Raw genomic sequence first — 16,033 nt, 5'->3', positions numbered from 1 at the left:
AACCAAGTATCGGATACGGAGTGAAGGATTCCGGACAGCGGGGCCGTCGGCCGGGGAGTCAGGGGCGTACGAGGAGCTGGAACTCGAAGGAGTAGCGCGAGGCGCGGTAGGTGTGGGAGCCGAACTCGACGGCGCGGCCCGTGTCGTCGAAGGTGGTGCGCTGCATGGTGAGCAGCGGGGCGCCGGCGGACTCGTCGAGGCGCTCGGCCTCCACCGCGGTGGCGGCACGGGCGCCGACGGACTGCCGGGCACTGTGCAGGGTGATGCCCGCGACACGCATCAGCCGGTACAGACCGGTGGCCTCAAGCTGCGCGCTGTCGAGGTCGAGCAGGCCGGGCGGCAGGTGGTTGCAGAGGTACGCCATCGGGTCGCCGTGGGCCAGTCGCAGCCGCTCCACGCGGTGCACCTCGCTGCCCTCCGCCACCGACAGGGCCGCCGCCACCTCGGCCGTCGCGGGGACGACGGTGTTGACGAGGACGCGGGTCGCGGGACGCTGACCGGCCGCCTCCAGATCGTCGTAGAGGCTGCTGAGTTCCAGGGGGCGCTTGACCTGGCTGTGGACGACCTGGGTGCCGACACCCCTGCGGCGTACGAGCAGGCCCTTGTCCACGAGCGACTGGATGGCCTGGCGGACCGTGGGCCGGGACAGACCGAGGCGTCCGGCGAGCTCGATCTCGTTGCCCAGCAGGCTGCCCGGGGTCAGGGCACCGCGCTCGATCGCCGCTTCGAGTTGCTGGGCCAGCTGGAAGTACAGCGGTACCGGGCTGTTCCGGTCGACGCTGAGCTGGAGCGGCGTGGTCGGGTCCACATCTGGTTTGGGCACGGGCCCGAGCGTAGCTCCGGTGCATGTTGACGGGAAGTTGTGAGGTTCGATTGTCCGGACAAAGAGTTGACAGGGTGTAGGGTTCGCCCTCAACTTTGTCGCATGCGCATCGGACTCATCGGGACGGGTCGTATCGGTACATTTCATGCGACCGCCCTCAGCCGCCACCGCGAGGTGGGCGGCTCCCTCATCGTCACGGACGCGGATCCCGCACGAGCACGCCGGCTCGCGGACCGCTTAGGTGCCACCGCGGCACCCGGCGTGGACGAGATCTTCACCTGGGGGGTGGACGCTGTGGTCATCACCGCGGCCACCTCGGCACACGGCGAACTGATCGGTCGGGCAGCCCGCGCCGGACTGCCCGTGTTCTGCGAGAAGCCCATCGCCCTCGATCTGGCGGGTACGCTCACGGCCATCGCGGAGGTCGAGGCTGCGGGAACGATCCTGCAGATGGGTTTCCAGCGGCGCTTCGACTCCGGTTACGCGGCCGCGCGAGAGGTCGTACGGTCCGGGCAGCTCGGCCGGCTGCACACCGTGCGCGCGATGACCTCCGACCAGTCGCCGCCGCCCGCCGAGCATCTGCCGCTCTCCGGCGGGCTGTACCGGGACACGCTCGTGCACGACTTCGACATGCTGCGGTGGGTCACCGGGTGTGAGATCACCGAGGTCTACGCGATGGGGTCGGACGCCGGGCCCGCGATGTTCCGCGAGGCGGGCGACATCGACACGGCGGCGGCCGTCCTCACACTGGACGACGGGACGCTCGCGACGGCCACGGCGACGCGGCTGAACGGGGCGGGGTACGACGTCCGCATGGAGCTGGCCGGGGAGCTGGACCAGATCGGGGTCGGGCTCGACGACCGTACGCCGATCGCCTCCACGGAGCCGGCGGGGCCGCCTGCGGCCACCAAGCCGTGGACGGGGTTCCTGGAGCGGTTCGGGCCCGCGTACGAGGCGGAGCTGCACGCGTTCGTGGAGGTGGTGCGGGGGGAGCGGGCGAATCCGTGCGACGGGCGTGAGGCGTTGCATGCGTTGCGCGTTGCGGAGGCGTGTGAGTTGTCTCGGCGCGGGCGCCGGTCTGTTCCGCTGTCGGAGATCCCGGGCGGCCGGGACTGACTTGGCGTCGGCGGCAGGTGGGGGGGTTGGGGGGTGGGGGGTGCGTGGTCGGCTGCGGCGCCGTCGTGGCCGGTCGCGCAGTTCCCCGCGCCCCTCAAAAACGGGGCTGCGCCCCAGCTTTCGCCCTTAGGGGCGCGGGGAACTGCGCGACCGACCCCCACCGGCCCGCACTGTTCAGGGGCGCGGGGAACTGCGCGATCAGCCCCCACCGGCCCGCAGACGACGAACCGGCCGGTGTCGGTCCCCGCCGCCGGCGGGGCGCGGGCCACGGGGCGCCGGGCGTGACGGGATGCGTCAGTGGGGGTGGTCGTCGTCCTCCAGCAGGCCCGCCTCGTACGTCAGCAGCGCGATCTGGACGCGGTTGTTGAGGTTCAGCTTCGCGAGGATCCGGGACACGTGCGTCTTGACCGTGGCGACGCTCATGAACAGCCCCGCCGCGATCTCCGCGTTCGAACGCCCCCGCCCGACCGCCACGGCGACCTCCCGTTCGCGGTCGTTGAGCGCGGCGACCCGCGTACGCGCACCCGCCCGCCGCGTGTCGGGCCCCGCCCCCACGGCCTGAGCCATCAGCTGCCGCGTCACGGCCGGCGACAGCACGGGATCACCCGCCGCGACCCGGCGCACCGCGTGCAGGATCTCCGCGGGCGGAGTGTCCTTGAGCACGAAGCCCGCCGCGCCCGCCCGCAACGCCCGCAGCACCTGTTCATCGGCGTGGAACGTGGTGAGCACGATGACCTGCGGAGCCTCCTTGCGGCCCCTGAGCCGTTCCGTGGCGACCAGCCCGTCCACCGTCGGCATCCTGATGTCCATCAGGACCACGTCGGGACGCGTGCGGTCGACCAGCGCCTCGACCTCGCTGCCGTCGGCGGCCTCCCCCACGATCTCCAGGTCGTCGGCGCCGCCCAGCATGAAGGAGAGGCCGGCTCTGACCAGCGGGTCGTCGTCGACGAGGAGGAGACGGATCGGATTCATGCGCCAACCGTAGTGATCCGTCATCCCCAGGGCAGCCACGCGTGCACCAGGAAACCGCCGTCCCCTTCGGGGCCGTGTTCCAGGTGTCCGCCCGCGAGCACGGCCCGCTCGGTGAGACCGATGAGCCCCTGCCCCGACCCCGGCACATGCGGAACGTCGCCGGGCGGCGGCGGATTGCGTACGGAGACGGTGAGACCGGTGCCCGGGGCCCCGGCCACGGTGACCGTGACCTCCGCGCCGGGGGCGTGCTTACGGGCGTTGGTCAGGCACTCCTGGGCGATGCGGTACGTGGTGCGGCCCACCGAGGCGGGGACGGTCGCCGCGTCGACGACCCGGTTGTCGAGCGTGACCTTCATGTCGGCGTCACGGCTCTCGGAGACCAGCCCCTCCAGGGCGCCGAACGTCGGCTGCGGCCGTCCGGACTCGTCGGCGTCGTCCCCGGAGGCCCGGAGCACCCCGATGATCTCGCGCAGGTCCTGCAACGCCTCGTGCGCGCTCTCACGGATCACCCCGGAGGCCCGCGCGACCTCCGCCCGGGGGGCGTCCGGGCGGATCTCCAGTGCTCCGGCGTGCACGCTGAGCAGGGTCAGCCGATGGGCGAGGACGTCGTGCATCTCGCGTGCGATCGCCTCCCGGGCCAGCCGCTGCGCCTGCTCGGCGCGCAGCGCCGCCTCGGTCTCGGCACGCCGCGCCCGGTCGCGCAGGCTCAGCATGAGCTGGCGCTTGGAGCGCGCGAGCATGCCCCACCCGACCACCGCACCGGTCATCAGCACACCGAGACCGACGACCGCCAGGTACGGGAGGTCGGAGTCGGGGCGCCACCAGGAGAAGAAGGGCAGCAGCGCGAGCTGCGCGCCGCCCGTCCAGGCGACGTACTTGAAGGGACGGTGCACGGCGAGCGTGAACAGGGCGACGAGTCCCGCGCCGCCCGCGGTGTTGGAGACGAAACAGACCGGCACCATCGCGACGGCGAGGCCGAGCGGCCAGCGCCTCCGGAGCCAGACGGCCGCGCAGGCGACCGCGCCGAGCAACTGGTCGACGACCTCCACGGCGTACGGGATGTTCGGGTCGCCGTTCGTCTGGTCCGCGCCGAGCAGGCCCACCCCGACGGCGATCAGGAAGAGGGCGAAGTCGACGGCCCAGTCCCGTGCGGTGCGCCGGGGGCGGCCCTTGCGGCCGGTGTTCTCCGGGTCCAGCTCCGAGGTGACGGCCGACGGCAGAAACCACCGGCGCACCGGGGGGTTCGGGGGTTTCGGCAGCGGCGCGATATCACTCACAGTCGGCAATCTACGCATCGATCCCCGCCGGTGCCGCCCCCGTCGCCCGGTCTGCTACCAAAGTCGGGAACACGTCAGACTTTCGGCGCGCTCCCCGGTGTGGTTCCGGGACTTCCGCCGAGTGCGGCACGACCCGTGGCCGATGAATCCGCCGGGGCGGCGGGGCGAGCATCCTCGTATGAAGCAGGTTCTGGAGTTTCTCGGTGTGATCGCCCTTCTGCAGGGCGGGGTCGGCCTGGTCCACGAGTTCACCGGCTGGCTGCGCGGCTGGGGCCTCGTACAGGGGCTCGACTTCCTCGACGGCCGTGAGATCTACGGGAGTGTCGCGCTGCTCGTGCTGTCGTTCGCGCTGTTCGCGGCGGCCGAGAGCCAGAAGTCCGGCTGAGGGGGCCCGGTCCCGGGCCCCGGGGGATGTCGCCCCCGCCGCCCCTGCCCGTTCCCGTCCACACAGGGGGCTGCGCCCCTCGCCCCCTGTCGCGCTGCGCGCTCGTCCTCAAACGCCGGACGGGCTGAGATACCCAGGGGCGCGGGGAACTGCGCAGTCCTTTGGGCCCGCCCCACCGGACCCGCAGGCAAAAGGCTCCCTACCCGCCGAGCTCCAGGTAGCGGGCCGTCAGACCCGCCACCCCCTCCTCCGTCAACGCCCCGAACAGCCGCAGGCGCGATATCCCGCCGTCCGGGTAGATGTCCACGCGCGCGTGCGTGCCGGCGACCGGGGCGGCCAGGACGAAGCGGTGGTTCGTGTCGGGCTGGAGGCGGGTTCGGGGCAGGGCTTCCTGCCAGTCGCCGTCCGCGCCGTCGCGGACGGCGACGGACGCCCAGCCCGCCGAGTTGCCCTTCAGATACGCCGTGTCGATCTCGATCGCGCGGATCTCGGAGCGTGCGACGAGCTGGTAGCGGATCCAGTCGTGGCCCCGGTCGCGCCGCCGCCGTGTCTCCCAGCCGTCGTCCATCTTGTGGGAACGGCCCGGCTGGATGGTGTTGGTGGGGGACGAGTAGAAGCGGTTGGAGGCGTCCTCGACGTGGCCGCCGTTCTCCAGGGCGACCACGTCGAACGTGCCGAGGACGGACAGCCACCGCGGGTCCGGGACGACCTCGCCGTGTACGCGGAGGCGCGCGATGCCGCCGTCGGGGTGCTGGTTGACCCGGAGGTGGGTGATGAGTTGTCCGGCGTCGACGGCGAACCCGTTGGCCGCGTGGCCGCCGACCTCCGTACGGGGTACGAGAGTTGTCCACTTGACGTCGTCCGCGAGCAGGTCCTCGGGGGACGGCGTGCCGGGTACCGAGGTCCCTTCGACGGACACGGCCTGCGGGTAGTTGCCGCGGAAGTGGGCGGTGTCGACGACGATGCCGTGCACGACTCCGGGGGCGCCGAGGCGTACGAGCGCCCAGTCGTGGTCGTCGGCGGTGGGCCACGGGTGGTCGGCGGAGGCACCTCGCCGGCGGCGGGTCTCCCAGCCGTCCATGACCTTGCCCTTGTGTCCGAAGCGCTCGGGGTCGAACTCGGCCGGCTCGGGCAGCAGCAGGTTCTCGCGGTGGGCGAAGAACTCGTCGTTGGCGGCGACGACCGCGGCGCCGAGCTGCCGGTCGGCGAGGTTGGCGTACCGGGTGAAGGAGAAGTCGGCGGTGCGGTGGTCCGCGTACGGGTCACCGCCTCCGTAGGGGTTCGCGTCGCCGGTGAAACGAGCCGGTGAGTGCTGCTGCTCGGTCACGTGATCAGGTCTTCCTTTCGGGGTCGGCCGCCGCTCGGTGCGGGGCGGTTGGTGGACTTCAGTGGGTGACTACCTCCGGCGGGACAGGAGTTGGCCGGTCGGTTCGGTGAACTCGCCCTCGGACACGACGCGTTCGCCGCGCAGCCAGGTGGAGCGGACCACGCCGTACAGGGTCCGGCCCGCGTACGCGGTGACGCGGTTGCGGTGCTGGAGCGCCGCCGGGTCGACGGTGAACGTCTCGTCGGGTGCGAGGACCGCGAAGTCGGCGTCGCGGCCCGCCTCGATGGCGCCCTTGCGGTCGTCGAGGCCGACGAGTTCCGCCGTGCCCGAGGACATCCAGCGGACCACGTCCTCCAGGGTGTGGCCGCGCTTGCGGGCCTCCGTCCAGACGGCCGACAGGCTGAGCTGGAGTCCGGAGATGCCGCCCCACGCGGTCGCGAAGTCGTCGGTCTTCAGGTCGGCCGTCGACGGCGAGTGGTCGGTGACCACGCAGTCGATCGTGCCGTCGGCCAGCGCCTGCCACAGGAGGTCCTGGTTGGCGGCCTCGCGGATGGGCGGGCAGCACTTGAACTCGCTCGCCCCGTCCGGGACTTCCTCGGCGGTGAGCGTCAGATAGTGCGGGCAGGTCTCCGCCGTGACCCGTACGCCCTCGCGTTTGGCGGCCGCGATGAGCGGGAGCGCGTCGCTGGACGACAGGTGCAGGACGTGGACGCGGGCGTCGAGGCGTCCGGCCTGGGCGATGACGTTCGCGATGGCGGTGTCCTCGGCGTCGCGCGGTCGCGAGGCGAGGAAGTCGGCGTACTTGCGGCCGCTCTTCTGCGGGGCCGCCGCGAGGTGGTGCGGGTCCTCGGCGTGGACGATCAGCAGTCCGCCGAATCCGGCGATCTCCGCGAGGGACCGGGCGAGTTGCTCCTGGTCCAGCTCGGGGAACTCGTCGACCCCGGAGGGCGACAGGAACGCCTTGAAGCCGAAGACGCCCGCGTCGTGCAGCGGCCGCAGGTCCTTGACGTTGTCGGGGAGGGCGCCGCCCCAGAACCCGATGTCGATGTGCGCCTTTGTACGGGCCACGTCCTGCTTGGTACGGAGGTGGTCGACCGTCGTGGTGGGCGGCAGGGAGTTGAGGGGCATGTCGACGAGGGTCGTGATGCCGCCGGCCGCCGCGGCGCGCGTGGCGGTCCAGAAGCCCTCCCACTCCGTGCGGCCCGGATCGTTGACGTGCACGTGGGTGTCGACGAGACCGGGCAGCAGGACGTCGTCGCCGAAGTCCTCCAGCCGGGCCCCGGCGGGCACCTCGGCGTCGTGCGCGAGCACGGCCGTGATCCTTCCCGCGGAGACGGCGACCGAGGCCGCGCGCGTCCCTGCCGGAGTGATGACGCGCGTCGAGCGCAGGACCAGTTCGACCAAGCCGTCGTCGGACACCGGGACCCCTTTCCATACCGGACGTCTCCTGCAGCCGTTAACTTCCGCGTAACGGAATTCAACGTTCTGTTGAAGGAGTCTTCACTCCGCACCCCGTGCCGTCAAGGGTCGACCTCACCCCTGCCTCCACGCGCCCCAACCACTGGACGTTTCCACAAAGCGGAAATAGACTTCCACCCAGCAGAACTTAATCACACGCAGCCCTGCAGTCAACCAACTGCCGGGTAGGCTTCCCACCTGCCTGCCCGTCTGAAAGGACCGCGCCCGTGCCGACGTCCAGCGCCAGCGACGCCTCCGCCGAGGTCGCCACCAAGCCGGCCGCCGCCGGCGGTGGCGTCCAGTCCCTAGAGCGCGCCTTCGACCTGCTGGAGCGGATGGCGGACGCGGGCGGCGAGGTCGGACTGAGCGAGCTGTCCGCGAGCAGCGGGCTGCCGCTGCCCACCATCCACCGCCTGATGCGCACGCTCGTGGTCTGCGGTTACGTACGCCAGCAGACCAATCGGCGCTATGCGCTCGGCCCGCGCCTGATCCGTCTCGGCGAGTCCGCGTCCCGGCTGCTCGGCACCTGGGCCCGGCCCTATCTGGCCCGGCTGGTCGAGGAGACCGGCGAGACGGCGAACATGGCCCTGCTCGACGGCGACGAGATCGTGTACGTGGCACAGGTGCCGTCGAAGCACTCGATGCGGATGTTCACCGAGGTGGGCCGCCGGGTGCTGCCGCATTCCACCGGTGTCGGCAAGGCCCTGCTGGCCCACGTCCCGGCCGACGAGGTGCGCGCCCTGCTGTCCCGTACGGGCATGCCCGCCGCCACGGACAAGACCATCACGACCCCGGACGGCTTCCTGAGCGCGCTCGAAGAGGTGCGCCGCGCCGGTTACGCGGTGGACGACAACGAGCAGGAGATCGGGGTCCGCTGCCTCGCGGTCTCCGTGCCCAACTCCCCCACGGCCGCGGCGATCTCGATCTCCGGACCGGCCGGCCGCGTCACGGAGACGGCCACCGAACGGATCGTGCCCGTACTGCAGCAGGTCGCGGTGGAACTGTCGGAGGCACTGGCGAACTCGGGCCCGGCGGCCTGAGCGGTCCCCCAACCAGCCTGCCCTGCGCGGGAGTTACCGGCGCGGCGGCTCTCCGAAGAGTTCGACCGCGCTGCGTACCGCCGCGAGCCCGGTGGCCAGCGCGCTGACCGAGCCGATGGATCCGACGACCAGCAGGAGCGAGCGGCGCAGGCGCGGGATCTCGGGGAGGCCGCTGAGGGCCATCGCGGCGAGCGCCGCGAGTTCGTCCTCCGCGATGCCCCGGTCGGGGAACTCGGCCGGTAACGCGGCGAGTTCACGGCGCAGTCTGGACACGGCGGACCGCAGCTCCGCCACTCTCGGATCCTCGTCGCTGCCGGTCACTGACCTCTGTCCCAAGCTCCGCAACACAGCTCTCCCCCTGGCGCGCCGCCCGCCGACCGGCACACGGCCTGACCTCTCCCGCCCAACCGTCCCGAGGCGTTGGTGGGGCGCCGGGGACGCGGGCAAGTAAACGCCACCCGGTGCGGTGGGCGCCACCACACCGACCGAAATTCAGGCGCCGGACATCCTGATCCCGCCCTCGGGTCAGGTATGCAGGAGGAATGACGGACAACGACGGCCAGGTGGCCGGACTGCTGCTCGCCGCGGGCGGCGGCCGACGCCTCGGCGGACGACCCAAGGCGCTCCTCGAACACCACGGGCGCCTCCTGGTGGAGTACGCGGCGGGGGTACTGCGTGAGGCCGGCTGCACCCGCGTCCATGTGGTTCTGGGAGCGCGGGCCGACTCCGTCCGGGAGCGGGCCGACCTCTCCGGGTGCGTACTGGTGGACAACCCGGAGTGGGAGGAGGGCATGGGGTCCTCGCTGCGGGCCGGGCTGGAGTCCCTGCGGGGTACGGGGGCGTCGGCCGCCCTGGTGTCCCTGGTCGACCAGCCTGGCATCGGGCCGGAGGCGGCGGCCCGGCTGCTGGCCGCCCACCGCTCTCCCACGACGCTCGCCTCGGCCTCGTACGAGGGTAAGCGGGGCCACCCCGTCCTCCTCGGCGCCGACCACTGGGCGGGGATCGCCGCGACTGCGACCGGCGACCAGGGGGCACGCGCCTATCTGAAGGCCCACACCGACGCGATCACTCTCGTCGAGTGCGCGGACGTGGCGCAGCCCTACGACATCGACACGGCCGCGGACCTCGCCCGGTACCTACAGTGAGCGAGGTGGCACTGAGCGCCGCCTTGTCTCGATCCGAAGAGTCTCGACGTCAACAAAACATTGAACTTCCACCATGAGGAAACTAGTATCCACTGATCAGAAGCGCCCGGCCCCTCAAAGGGCGTTCACCGCCGTAACCGGTCGACTGGCACCCGGTGCCACGCTCGCTGAAGGAAGTGACAGCTCATGTCCGCACCAGCGCCGTCCCCGCTGGCCCTCGTCGACGCCGAGCCCCTGCCCCGGCAGGAGGAGGTCCTGACCGACGCGGCCCTCGCCTTCGTCGCCGAGTTGCACCGGCGGTTCACGCCCAGGCGAAACGAGCTTCTCGCCCGCCGCGGCGAGCGCCGCGCCGAGATCGCCCGTACCTCCACGCTCGACTTCCTCCCGGAGACGGCCGCCGTCCGCGCGGACGACTCCTGGCGGGTGGCCCCGTCGCCCGAGGCCCTGAACGACCGCCGGGTGGAGATCACCGGCCCCACCGACCGCAAGATGACCATCAACGCGCTCAACTCGGGCGCCAAGGTGTGGCTCGCGGACTTCGAGGACGCCTCCGCGCCGACCTGGGAGAACGTGATCCTCGGCCAGGTCAACCTGATCGACGCCTACACCCGCTCCATCGACTTCACGGACGAGCGCACCGGCAAGTCGTACGCGCTGAAGGCGCCGGAGGAACTGGCGACGGTCGTGACGCGCCCGCGCGGCTGGCACCTGGACGAGCGCCATCTCGTCGACGCCGACGGCACCCCGGTCCCGGGCGCGCTCGTCGACTTCGGCCTGTACTTCTTCCACAACGCGCAGCGGCTCATCGACCTCGGCAAGGGCCCGTACTTCTACCTCCCGAAGACGGAGTCGTATCTGGAGGCCCGCCTCTGGAACGAGGTGTTCGTCTTCGCGCAGGACTACGTCGGCATCCCGCAGGGCACCGTCCGCGCGACCGTCCTGATCGAGACGATTACGGCGGCGTACGAGATGGAGGAGATCCTCTACGAACTGCGCGACCACGCCTCGGGGTTGAACGCGGGCCGCTGGGACTACCTCTTCTCCATCGTGAAGAACTTCCGCGACGGCGGGCGGAAGTTCGTCCTGCCGGACCGCAACGCGGTGACGATGACGGCCCCGTTCATGCGCGCGTACACCGAACTGCTCGTGCGCACCTGCCACAAGCGCGGGGCGCACGCGATCGGCGGCATGGCCGCGTTCATCCCCTCGCGGCGCGACGAAGAGGTCAACAAGGTCGCCTTCGAGAAGGTCAAGGCCGACAAGGACCGCGAGGCGGGCGACGGTTTCGACGGGTCGTGGGTGGCCCACCCGGACCTCGTGCCGATCGCGATGGCGTCCTTCGACGCCGTGCTCGGCGACCGGCCGAACCAGAAGGACCGGCTGCGCGAGGAGGTCGACGTGAAGGCCGCCGACCTGATCGCCGTCGACTCCCTCGACGCCAGTCCCACGTACGACGGACTGGTCAACGCCGTTCAGGTCGGCATCCGTTACATCGAGGCGTGGCTGCGCGGGCTCGGCGCCGTCGCCATCTTCAACCTGATGGAGGACGCGGCCACGGCGGAGATCTCGCGCTCGCAGATCTGGCAGTGGATCAACGCGGGCGTGGAGTTCGAGCACGCCGGTGAGTCCGTGAAGGCGACGCCCGAACTGGCCCGTGAGATCGCGGCACGGGAACTGGCCGACATCCGCGCCGAGATCGGCGAGGAGGCCTTCGCGGCCGGCCGCTGGCAGCAGGCACACGACCTGCTGCTCACGGTCGCGCTCGACGAGGACTACGCGGACTTCCTCACGCTGCCCGCGTACGAGCAGCTGACCGGCTGAGCGCCGGGCCGGGCCGGCCGGGACAGGTACTACCGCTCCGAGTGGCCCAGGGACTTCTCCGGGGCCACTCGGTCGCGTACCAGGCGCTTCACGGCCGTCGGCTCGGGGAAGCCCTGCTCGCGGCGGTCCCAGACCACCTCGTCGTCGACGCGTACGACGAAGACACCGCCGGTGCCGGGCTTGAGCGCCAGCTCGGTCAGCTCCTGCTCGAAGGTGGTGAGCAGTTCCTGGGCGAGCCAAGAGGCGCGGGGCAGCCAGCGGCACTGGGTGCAGTACTCGATCTGCACGCGGTGCGGCGCCCCCGCCGGCGTGGCGGGGGTCGCGGGGGCCGGGGTCGCGGGCTGCGTGTCGTCCGTGGTCATCCGAGGTGTACCGACCAATCCTGTTGCGCCGCCGGTTTGCCGTGCAGGTCGGGGACCCGCTTGAGCCAGTCCGGCCGGCCCTGCTGTGTCTTCGCGGCCCGGCGGGCGTCCTCGTCCGCGAGCTGTTCCCGGGTGGGAAAGTCGGTGGGGAGCCAGGCCGCGGAGGCCCTGACCCGGGCGAGGAGATAGCCGACGTACGCCTCGCGGACCTCGTCGGGCGTCGCGAAACCCGGCTCGTCGGCGAGCCAGGCGTCGGGGACCTCGGCCGCGATCGCGCGCAGCAGTTCCTCCGTGACCCGGGGCGCGAGTTCGGCGTCCGCCGCGCGGGTGTCGGGGGTGTGCCCGCCGAGCGCGTGCTGCCGGAAGTCGTACGCCTTCTCCGGCGCCGACTTCTCCGGGGCCGACGCGTCCCAGCGGTGGTGGAAGACCAGTGCGGCCCCGTGGTCGATCAGCCACAGCTTCGGCGGCGCGACGCCGAGCATGGGCCAGATCATCAGGTTCGAGCTGTGCCTCGTACGGTCCACGTTGACCGTGAGGGCGTCCAGCCAGACGATCCGGCCCGCCTCCAGCGGATCGACGTCGAACGTCTGCGCGACCTTGGGGGTGAAGTCCGCCGCGCCCGACAGATAGTCCATGCCGAGGTTGAGCCCGGCGCTGGCCCGCAGCAGGTCCTGGACCTCCTGGTGCGGTTCGTCGGTGGCGATCGCCGGATCGAAGTCCACCAGCACCAGCTCGGGGAACCGCAGGCCCAGGGCACGCGCCAGCTCACCCACGATCACCTCGGCGACCAGCGCCTTCAGGCCCTGCGCCGCGCCGGTGAACTTGACGACGTACGTCCCCAGGTCGTCGGCCTCGACGATTCCGGGTACGGAGCCGCCCGCCCGCAGCGGGGTCACGTATCGGTCGGCGGTCACTTGGCGCAGCACACCCGCCACTGTAATTCAGCCGCCCGGGATGTCTGCCGGGCGCCCGCGGTGCCGGTCAGGCGTCCGGCGCGCGCAGGGGGTTCGGGACCGGGCGGTAGCGTGCGGCGGCGCCGTCCGCCCCGGTCCAGCGCAGCAGCAGGTTCGTCTTGCCGGGCAGGGCCGGGGAACGGAGGAGTTCCGTCACCTCGGGCAGCTCCGGGGCGTACCGCGTCAGCTCCCGGCGCGCGGGCTCCCACGGGTCGAGCCCCGGATACCGCTCGCGCAGGGCGTCCGCGATCTCCAGCAGGTTGTTCACGACGAGGCAGTAGACGAGTCGCTCCCAGCCCGCCTCCCGTGTCACGTCCGGCAGCAGCTTCACGCCCTCGGCGTCCCGGAACAGCGCCTGCACCGGGGTGCCGTCGGCGTCCACGGCCACCACCGTGTTCTGCAGATGCGCTTCGAGTACGACCCCGTGCCGGGCGAACAACTCCAGTACGGGCGGGACGACTTGGCGCAGATACGCGGTCCACCAGGCAGCCGGGTCGGCGAGGGTGTCCAGAGGGTTGCAGGGGCTGCCCGTGCCCTCCGTCAGTGCGGCCGCCAGCAGCGGAGTCGAACCGGGGGTCACATGCCCGCCCAGCCCGTCACGCACGAGAACGGCCAGCTCCTCGAAGGCGAAGTCCGCCGTGCGGTAGCCGCGGTCGCTCAGCCAGGCCGCACCGCCGGGCAGGGCACGGAAGGCCCGCGTCACGGCGGCGTCCGTACGCCGCAGCGCGAGCAGGTCGTGCCGCCAGAGGCGCCGGATGTCGTTGGTGATGCGGACGTCGAGGCTGAACTTCACGAAGAGGTCGGCGTCGGGGACGTACAGGGTGCGGATGGCCGCCGTGGGCCAGGCGGACCACGGCGAGGGCCCGAGGTGTACGAGGCGGCCGTCGGCGAACGCCTCGCGGATCTCCGGGCTGCCGCCGACGAGGTCGAGCTGCCACGGGTGGGCGGGGAGGAGCCGGTAACCGTCGGGGGCCGCGCCGAGGGCGTCCAGGGCGCTGATGTCACCCTCCTCCACGCAGGCGTCCTCGCGCAGCCCGAGCAGCGCCGCCGGGAAGTCGGCGTACGCCTCCGGCGCGTACGGGAGCCAGGCGGCGGCCGGACCGCCGCCGCGCGCCTTGGGGGCGGGGTGGTGCGGATGCCCGGTGATCAGGGACTGCTCGGAGCGGCGGTACGGGTCCGGCGGCGGGGCCACGCCCTTCCGGGCCGCCAGGATCGCCGCCACCGCGTCCCGGCTGTCGGTCATCTCGGCGGGCAGTTCGGAGTTGGACAGGCCGGTGTGCAGGCGCAGCTCCTCGGCGGCGAGCTTGACCAGTTCGGCGTGGCCGACCCGCTGCCAGGTGCCGTCGGCGAACAGCTCCGGGTCACGGGGCCGGCGCCCGTCGCGCACCCGCAGAAACCGCTCACCGGCCGGCAGCCGGTACACACGCAGGGTGCCGGTCGCCTGCGCCGGGCCCGGCTCGGGGCCCTGCGCGGGGCGGGGCTGGGACTTCGGCTCGGGAGTGGGTGCGCGCTCGGGGTTGGGCGCGCGCTCGGGGCTGGGCTCGGGCGCGCCGATCTCGCGCAGCAGGCAGTTGAGCAGCGGGGCCGCCGCGATCGCGTCGGCCGCTTGGGCGACGCCGTCGTCACCGGTCCGCGCGAGGGACCCGGACGGGATGGGGGGCATGGGCTGCATGGGCTGCATGGGTGGCACGGGGGGCATGTGATCCACGCGATCCGTTCGTTGCATACGGTGCACTTGCGCTGAGTATGTCCGGATGTCCGGCGCCGTACCCGGCCGGACGGCGTCCCCTCACCCTAGGAGCCCCTGTGCATCCTCCCCGCACCCCGGCCGAGACCGAGACCGCTCTCGCCGACGAGCTGCGCACGGTACGCCCCGACCTGCTCTCCCCGTACGCGGCCGAACTCCCCGGCGCAAGGTCGGCCGTGCTGACCCGGTTGTGGCGCGGGCTCGCTCTGGAGCCGCTGCCGTGGGTGACGCGCCGCGAGGCGGGGCACGACGGCCCGACGCTCCGGCTGGCCGACGGCCGTCGCCTGCACGGGCCGCGCCCGGACGCGTACGCGACGGCCTCGACCGTCACGGAGGTCGAGCTGGACGGGACGGCGTACGACCATCCGGCCGCGCTGATGACGGCGCTCGGTCTTCCGCACGGCCGCCCCTTCGCCACCGAACTCGCCGACAGCGTCGCCTCGTTGGCCCTGTCACGCGCCAACCAGGCTTCTTTCGGCGGTCCTTCGGAGGCTCCGCGCACACTCTGGGAGTGGGAACAGCGGGTCGTCGACGGGCATCCCTTCCACCCCAACTGCCGTGCGCGGCCCGGCTTCTCGGTGGCCGAGCAGCTGGCGTACGCCCCCGAGCACCGGCCGGTGGTGCGGCTGGGCCTGGTCGCCGTGCGGGAGGACGACTGCCGGTCGACGGGTGAGTGGCCGTACCGGGAGGCGGGGCGGCTGCTGATCCCCGTACACCCGTGGCAGGCCCGGCATGTACTGAAGGACGAGAAGCCCGTCGGGGACGGGATGTCCGCGCATCCCCTGATGTCGCTGCGCACCCTGGCGGTGCCGGACGGATCACACGTCAAGACCGCGCTCAGCGCCCGGCTGACCTCCTCCGTGCGGGACATCTCGGTGTACTCGATCACGTCGGCGGCGACCGTGTCGGCGTTCATGGAGTCGATGGCCGGGCGCCTGGACGGGCTGCTGCACATCACCCGGACCCTGGGCGCGGTCACCGCCGGCACCGCCGATCTGGCGGCCGTCGCACGGGAGTCCCCCGAGCTGTGCGCGGGCACGGGCGAGCAGGTCGTACCGGTCGCCGCTCTCGCCGCGAGCGTGCTGCCCCAATCCCCGCGCTGGCTGGCGGAGTTCAGCCGGCTCGCGCTCACCGTGGGGCTGCGGCTGCTCGACCTCGGCGTCGCCCTGGAGGCACACGGCCAGAACCTGCTCGTGGTGCTCTCCCCCGCCGGTGACCCGGTGCGGCTCGTCTACCGCGATCTGGCGGACATCCGGATCAGCCCGGCGCGGCTGGCCCGCCACGGCATCCCGGCCCCCGACCTGACGGGCCGTATCGTCACGGACGACGAGTCCGTCCTGCGCAGCAAACTCTTCGGCTCGCTCGTCGCGGGCACACTGGCGGCGACGGCGGGTTCGACACCCGCGCTGCGCACGGCGCTGTCCACGGCGGTACGCGATCTGCCGCGCACCCCCGACCTCGCGGCGCTCCTCGAAGAGCCGTTGCCCGCCAAGGCGTTGACGCTGATGAGGCTGTCGCCCGAGCGGCCGGGCGACCTCTGGGCGCGGCTGCCCAGCCCCTTCGCCGACCCGCTCGTTTTGAAGCGCGGTGCCTTTGCTCCATAGGAT

Annotated in this window: 15 protein-coding genes; 6 read left to right on the top strand and 9 right to left on the bottom strand. The window is 72.2% G+C overall.

Annotated features, from left to right (window positions below; all coding sequences use genetic code 11):
* Positions 1-58 precede the first annotated feature (58 nt).
* Positions 59-808 carry a GntR family transcriptional regulator gene (locus tag C6Y14_RS12810; RefSeq protein ID WP_107016720.1) on the bottom strand — a complete coding sequence of 250 codons (750 nt, stop codon included), beginning with the start codon at positions 806-808 and terminating at the stop codon, positions 59-61.
* A gap of 117 nt (positions 809-925) precedes the next feature.
* Here C6Y14_RS12810 and C6Y14_RS12805 point away from each other — a divergent pair, with 117 nt between their 5' ends.
* Positions 926-1,939, top strand: coding sequence for a Gfo/Idh/MocA family protein (locus C6Y14_RS12805; RefSeq protein ID WP_107016719.1), 1,014 nt, complete (start codon positions 926-928; stop codon positions 1,937-1,939).
* Between the two features lie 294 nt (positions 1,940-2,233).
* Here C6Y14_RS12805 and C6Y14_RS12795 read toward each other — a convergent pair whose 3' ends face one another.
* Positions 2,234-2,911, bottom strand: a complete 678-nt coding sequence (locus tag C6Y14_RS12795) for a response regulator (RefSeq protein ID WP_107016717.1) — start codon at positions 2,909-2,911, stop codon at positions 2,234-2,236.
* Positions 2,912-2,931: 20 nt separating this feature from the next.
* Complete coding sequence (locus C6Y14_RS12790; protein WP_404828776.1) at positions 2,932-4,197, bottom strand: sensor histidine kinase; 1,266 nt, start codon at positions 4,195-4,197, stop codon at positions 2,932-2,934.
* Positions 4,198-4,366: 169 nt separating this feature from the next.
* Between C6Y14_RS12790 and C6Y14_RS12785 the strand changes: the two genes are divergently transcribed.
* Positions 4,367-4,573, top strand: a complete 207-nt coding sequence (locus tag C6Y14_RS12785; RefSeq protein WP_107016715.1) for a hypothetical protein — start codon at positions 4,367-4,369, stop codon at positions 4,571-4,573.
* Between the two features lie 199 nt (positions 4,574-4,772).
* Here the strand turns inward: C6Y14_RS12785 and alc are convergent, their stop codons facing one another.
* Together alc and allB are read right to left on the bottom strand one after the other, a co-directional pair.
* Positions 4,773-5,900, bottom strand: a complete 1,128-nt coding sequence (alc, locus tag C6Y14_RS12780; protein WP_107016714.1) for an allantoicase — start codon at positions 5,898-5,900, stop codon at positions 4,773-4,775.
* Between the two features lie 69 nt (positions 5,901-5,969).
* Positions 5,970-7,319, bottom strand: coding sequence for an allantoinase AllB (gene allB, locus C6Y14_RS12775; protein WP_199854718.1), 1,350 nt, complete (start codon positions 7,317-7,319; stop codon positions 5,970-5,972).
* A 266-nt stretch (positions 7,320-7,585) separates the two neighbouring features.
* Between allB and C6Y14_RS12770 the strand changes: the two genes are divergently transcribed.
* A complete protein-coding gene (locus C6Y14_RS12770) occupies positions 7,586-8,398 on the top strand; it encodes an IclR family transcriptional regulator (RefSeq protein WP_107016713.1) in 813 nt (270 codons plus the stop codon).
* 33 nt (positions 8,399-8,431) lie between these two features.
* Here C6Y14_RS12770 and C6Y14_RS12765 read toward each other — a convergent pair whose 3' ends face one another.
* Complete coding sequence (locus C6Y14_RS12765) at positions 8,432-8,746, bottom strand: DUF5955 family protein (RefSeq protein WP_107016712.1); 315 nt, start codon at positions 8,744-8,746, stop codon at positions 8,432-8,434.
* A 194-nt stretch (positions 8,747-8,940) separates the two neighbouring features.
* Here C6Y14_RS12765 and C6Y14_RS12760 point away from each other — a divergent pair, with 194 nt between their 5' ends.
* Entirely contained in the window at positions 8,941-9,543 is a 603-nt protein-coding gene (locus C6Y14_RS12760) for a nucleotidyltransferase family protein (protein ID WP_107016711.1), read from the top strand.
* A 186-nt stretch (positions 9,544-9,729) separates the two neighbouring features.
* On the top strand, positions 9,730-11,364 hold the full coding sequence (gene aceB / locus C6Y14_RS12755; protein WP_107016710.1) for a malate synthase A: 1,635 nt from the start codon (positions 9,730-9,732) through the stop codon (positions 11,362-11,364).
* Between the two features lie 29 nt (positions 11,365-11,393).
* Here the strand turns inward: aceB and C6Y14_RS12750 are convergent, their stop codons facing one another.
* Genes C6Y14_RS12750 through C6Y14_RS12740 form a run of 3 tightly spaced genes read right to left on the bottom strand, consistent with a single transcriptional unit; the run spans position 11,394 to position 14,360 of the window.
* Positions 11,394-11,726 (bottom strand): SelT/SelW/SelH family protein, encoded by a 333-nt coding sequence (locus C6Y14_RS12750; RefSeq protein ID WP_225891042.1) that lies wholly within the window; start codon positions 11,724-11,726, stop codon positions 11,394-11,396.
* Positions 11,723-12,652 (bottom strand): HipA family kinase, encoded by a 930-nt coding sequence (locus C6Y14_RS12745; RefSeq protein ID WP_107016951.1) that lies wholly within the window; start codon positions 12,650-12,652, stop codon positions 11,723-11,725. The genes C6Y14_RS12750 and C6Y14_RS12745 overlap by 4 nt, the downstream gene beginning before the upstream one ends.
* A 55-nt stretch (positions 12,653-12,707) precedes the next feature.
* Positions 12,708-14,360 carry an IucA/IucC family protein gene (locus C6Y14_RS12740; RefSeq protein ID WP_107016709.1) on the bottom strand — a complete coding sequence of 551 codons (1,653 nt, stop codon included), beginning with the start codon at positions 14,358-14,360 and terminating at the stop codon, positions 12,708-12,710.
* Between the two features lie 65 nt (positions 14,361-14,425).
* Here C6Y14_RS12740 and C6Y14_RS12735 point away from each other — a divergent pair, with 65 nt between their 5' ends.
* Positions 14,426-16,030, top strand: a complete 1,605-nt coding sequence (locus tag C6Y14_RS12735; RefSeq protein ID WP_107016708.1) for an IucA/IucC family protein — start codon at positions 14,426-14,428, stop codon at positions 16,028-16,030.
* Positions 16,031-16,033 lie beyond the last annotated feature (3 nt).

Origin of the sequence: Streptomyces dioscori (assembly GCF_003024195.1) — a bacterium.
GTDB classification, from domain to species: domain Bacteria; phylum Actinomycetota; class Actinomycetes; order Streptomycetales; family Streptomycetaceae; genus Streptomyces; species Streptomyces dioscori.
The sequence above is the reverse complement of the archived record's forward strand: the minus strand, read 5'-3'. Positions and strand labels throughout refer to the sequence as shown.

Bases quoted from the DNA above. Each gene is read 5' to 3' on its own strand.
- aceB (WP_107016710.1), top strand. From the start codon at position 9,730: ATGTCCGCACCAGCGCCGTCCCCGCTGGCCCTCGTCGACGCCGAGCCC.
- C6Y14_RS12785 (WP_107016715.1), top strand. From the start codon at position 4,367: ATGAAGCAGGTTCTGGAGTTTCTCGGTGTGATCGCCCTTCTGCAGGGC.
- C6Y14_RS12740 (WP_107016709.1), bottom strand. From the start codon at position 14,360: ATGCAGCCCATGCAGCCCATGCCCCCCATCCCGTCCGGGTCCCTCGCG.
- C6Y14_RS12805 (WP_107016719.1), top strand. From the start codon at position 926: ATGCGCATCGGACTCATCGGGACGGGTCGTATCGGTACATTTCATGCG.
- C6Y14_RS12760 (WP_107016711.1), top strand. From the start codon at position 8,941: ATGACGGACAACGACGGCCAGGTGGCCGGACTGCTGCTCGCCGCGGGC.
- C6Y14_RS12735 (WP_107016708.1), top strand. From the start codon at position 14,426: ATGTCCGGATGTCCGGCGCCGTACCCGGCCGGACGGCGTCCCCTCACC.
- C6Y14_RS12750 (WP_225891042.1), bottom strand. From the start codon at position 11,726: ATGACCACGGACGACACGCAGCCCGCGACCCCGGCCCCCGCGACCCCC.
- C6Y14_RS12795 (WP_107016717.1), bottom strand. From the start codon at position 2,911: ATGAATCCGATCCGTCTCCTCCTCGTCGACGACGACCCGCTGGTCAGA.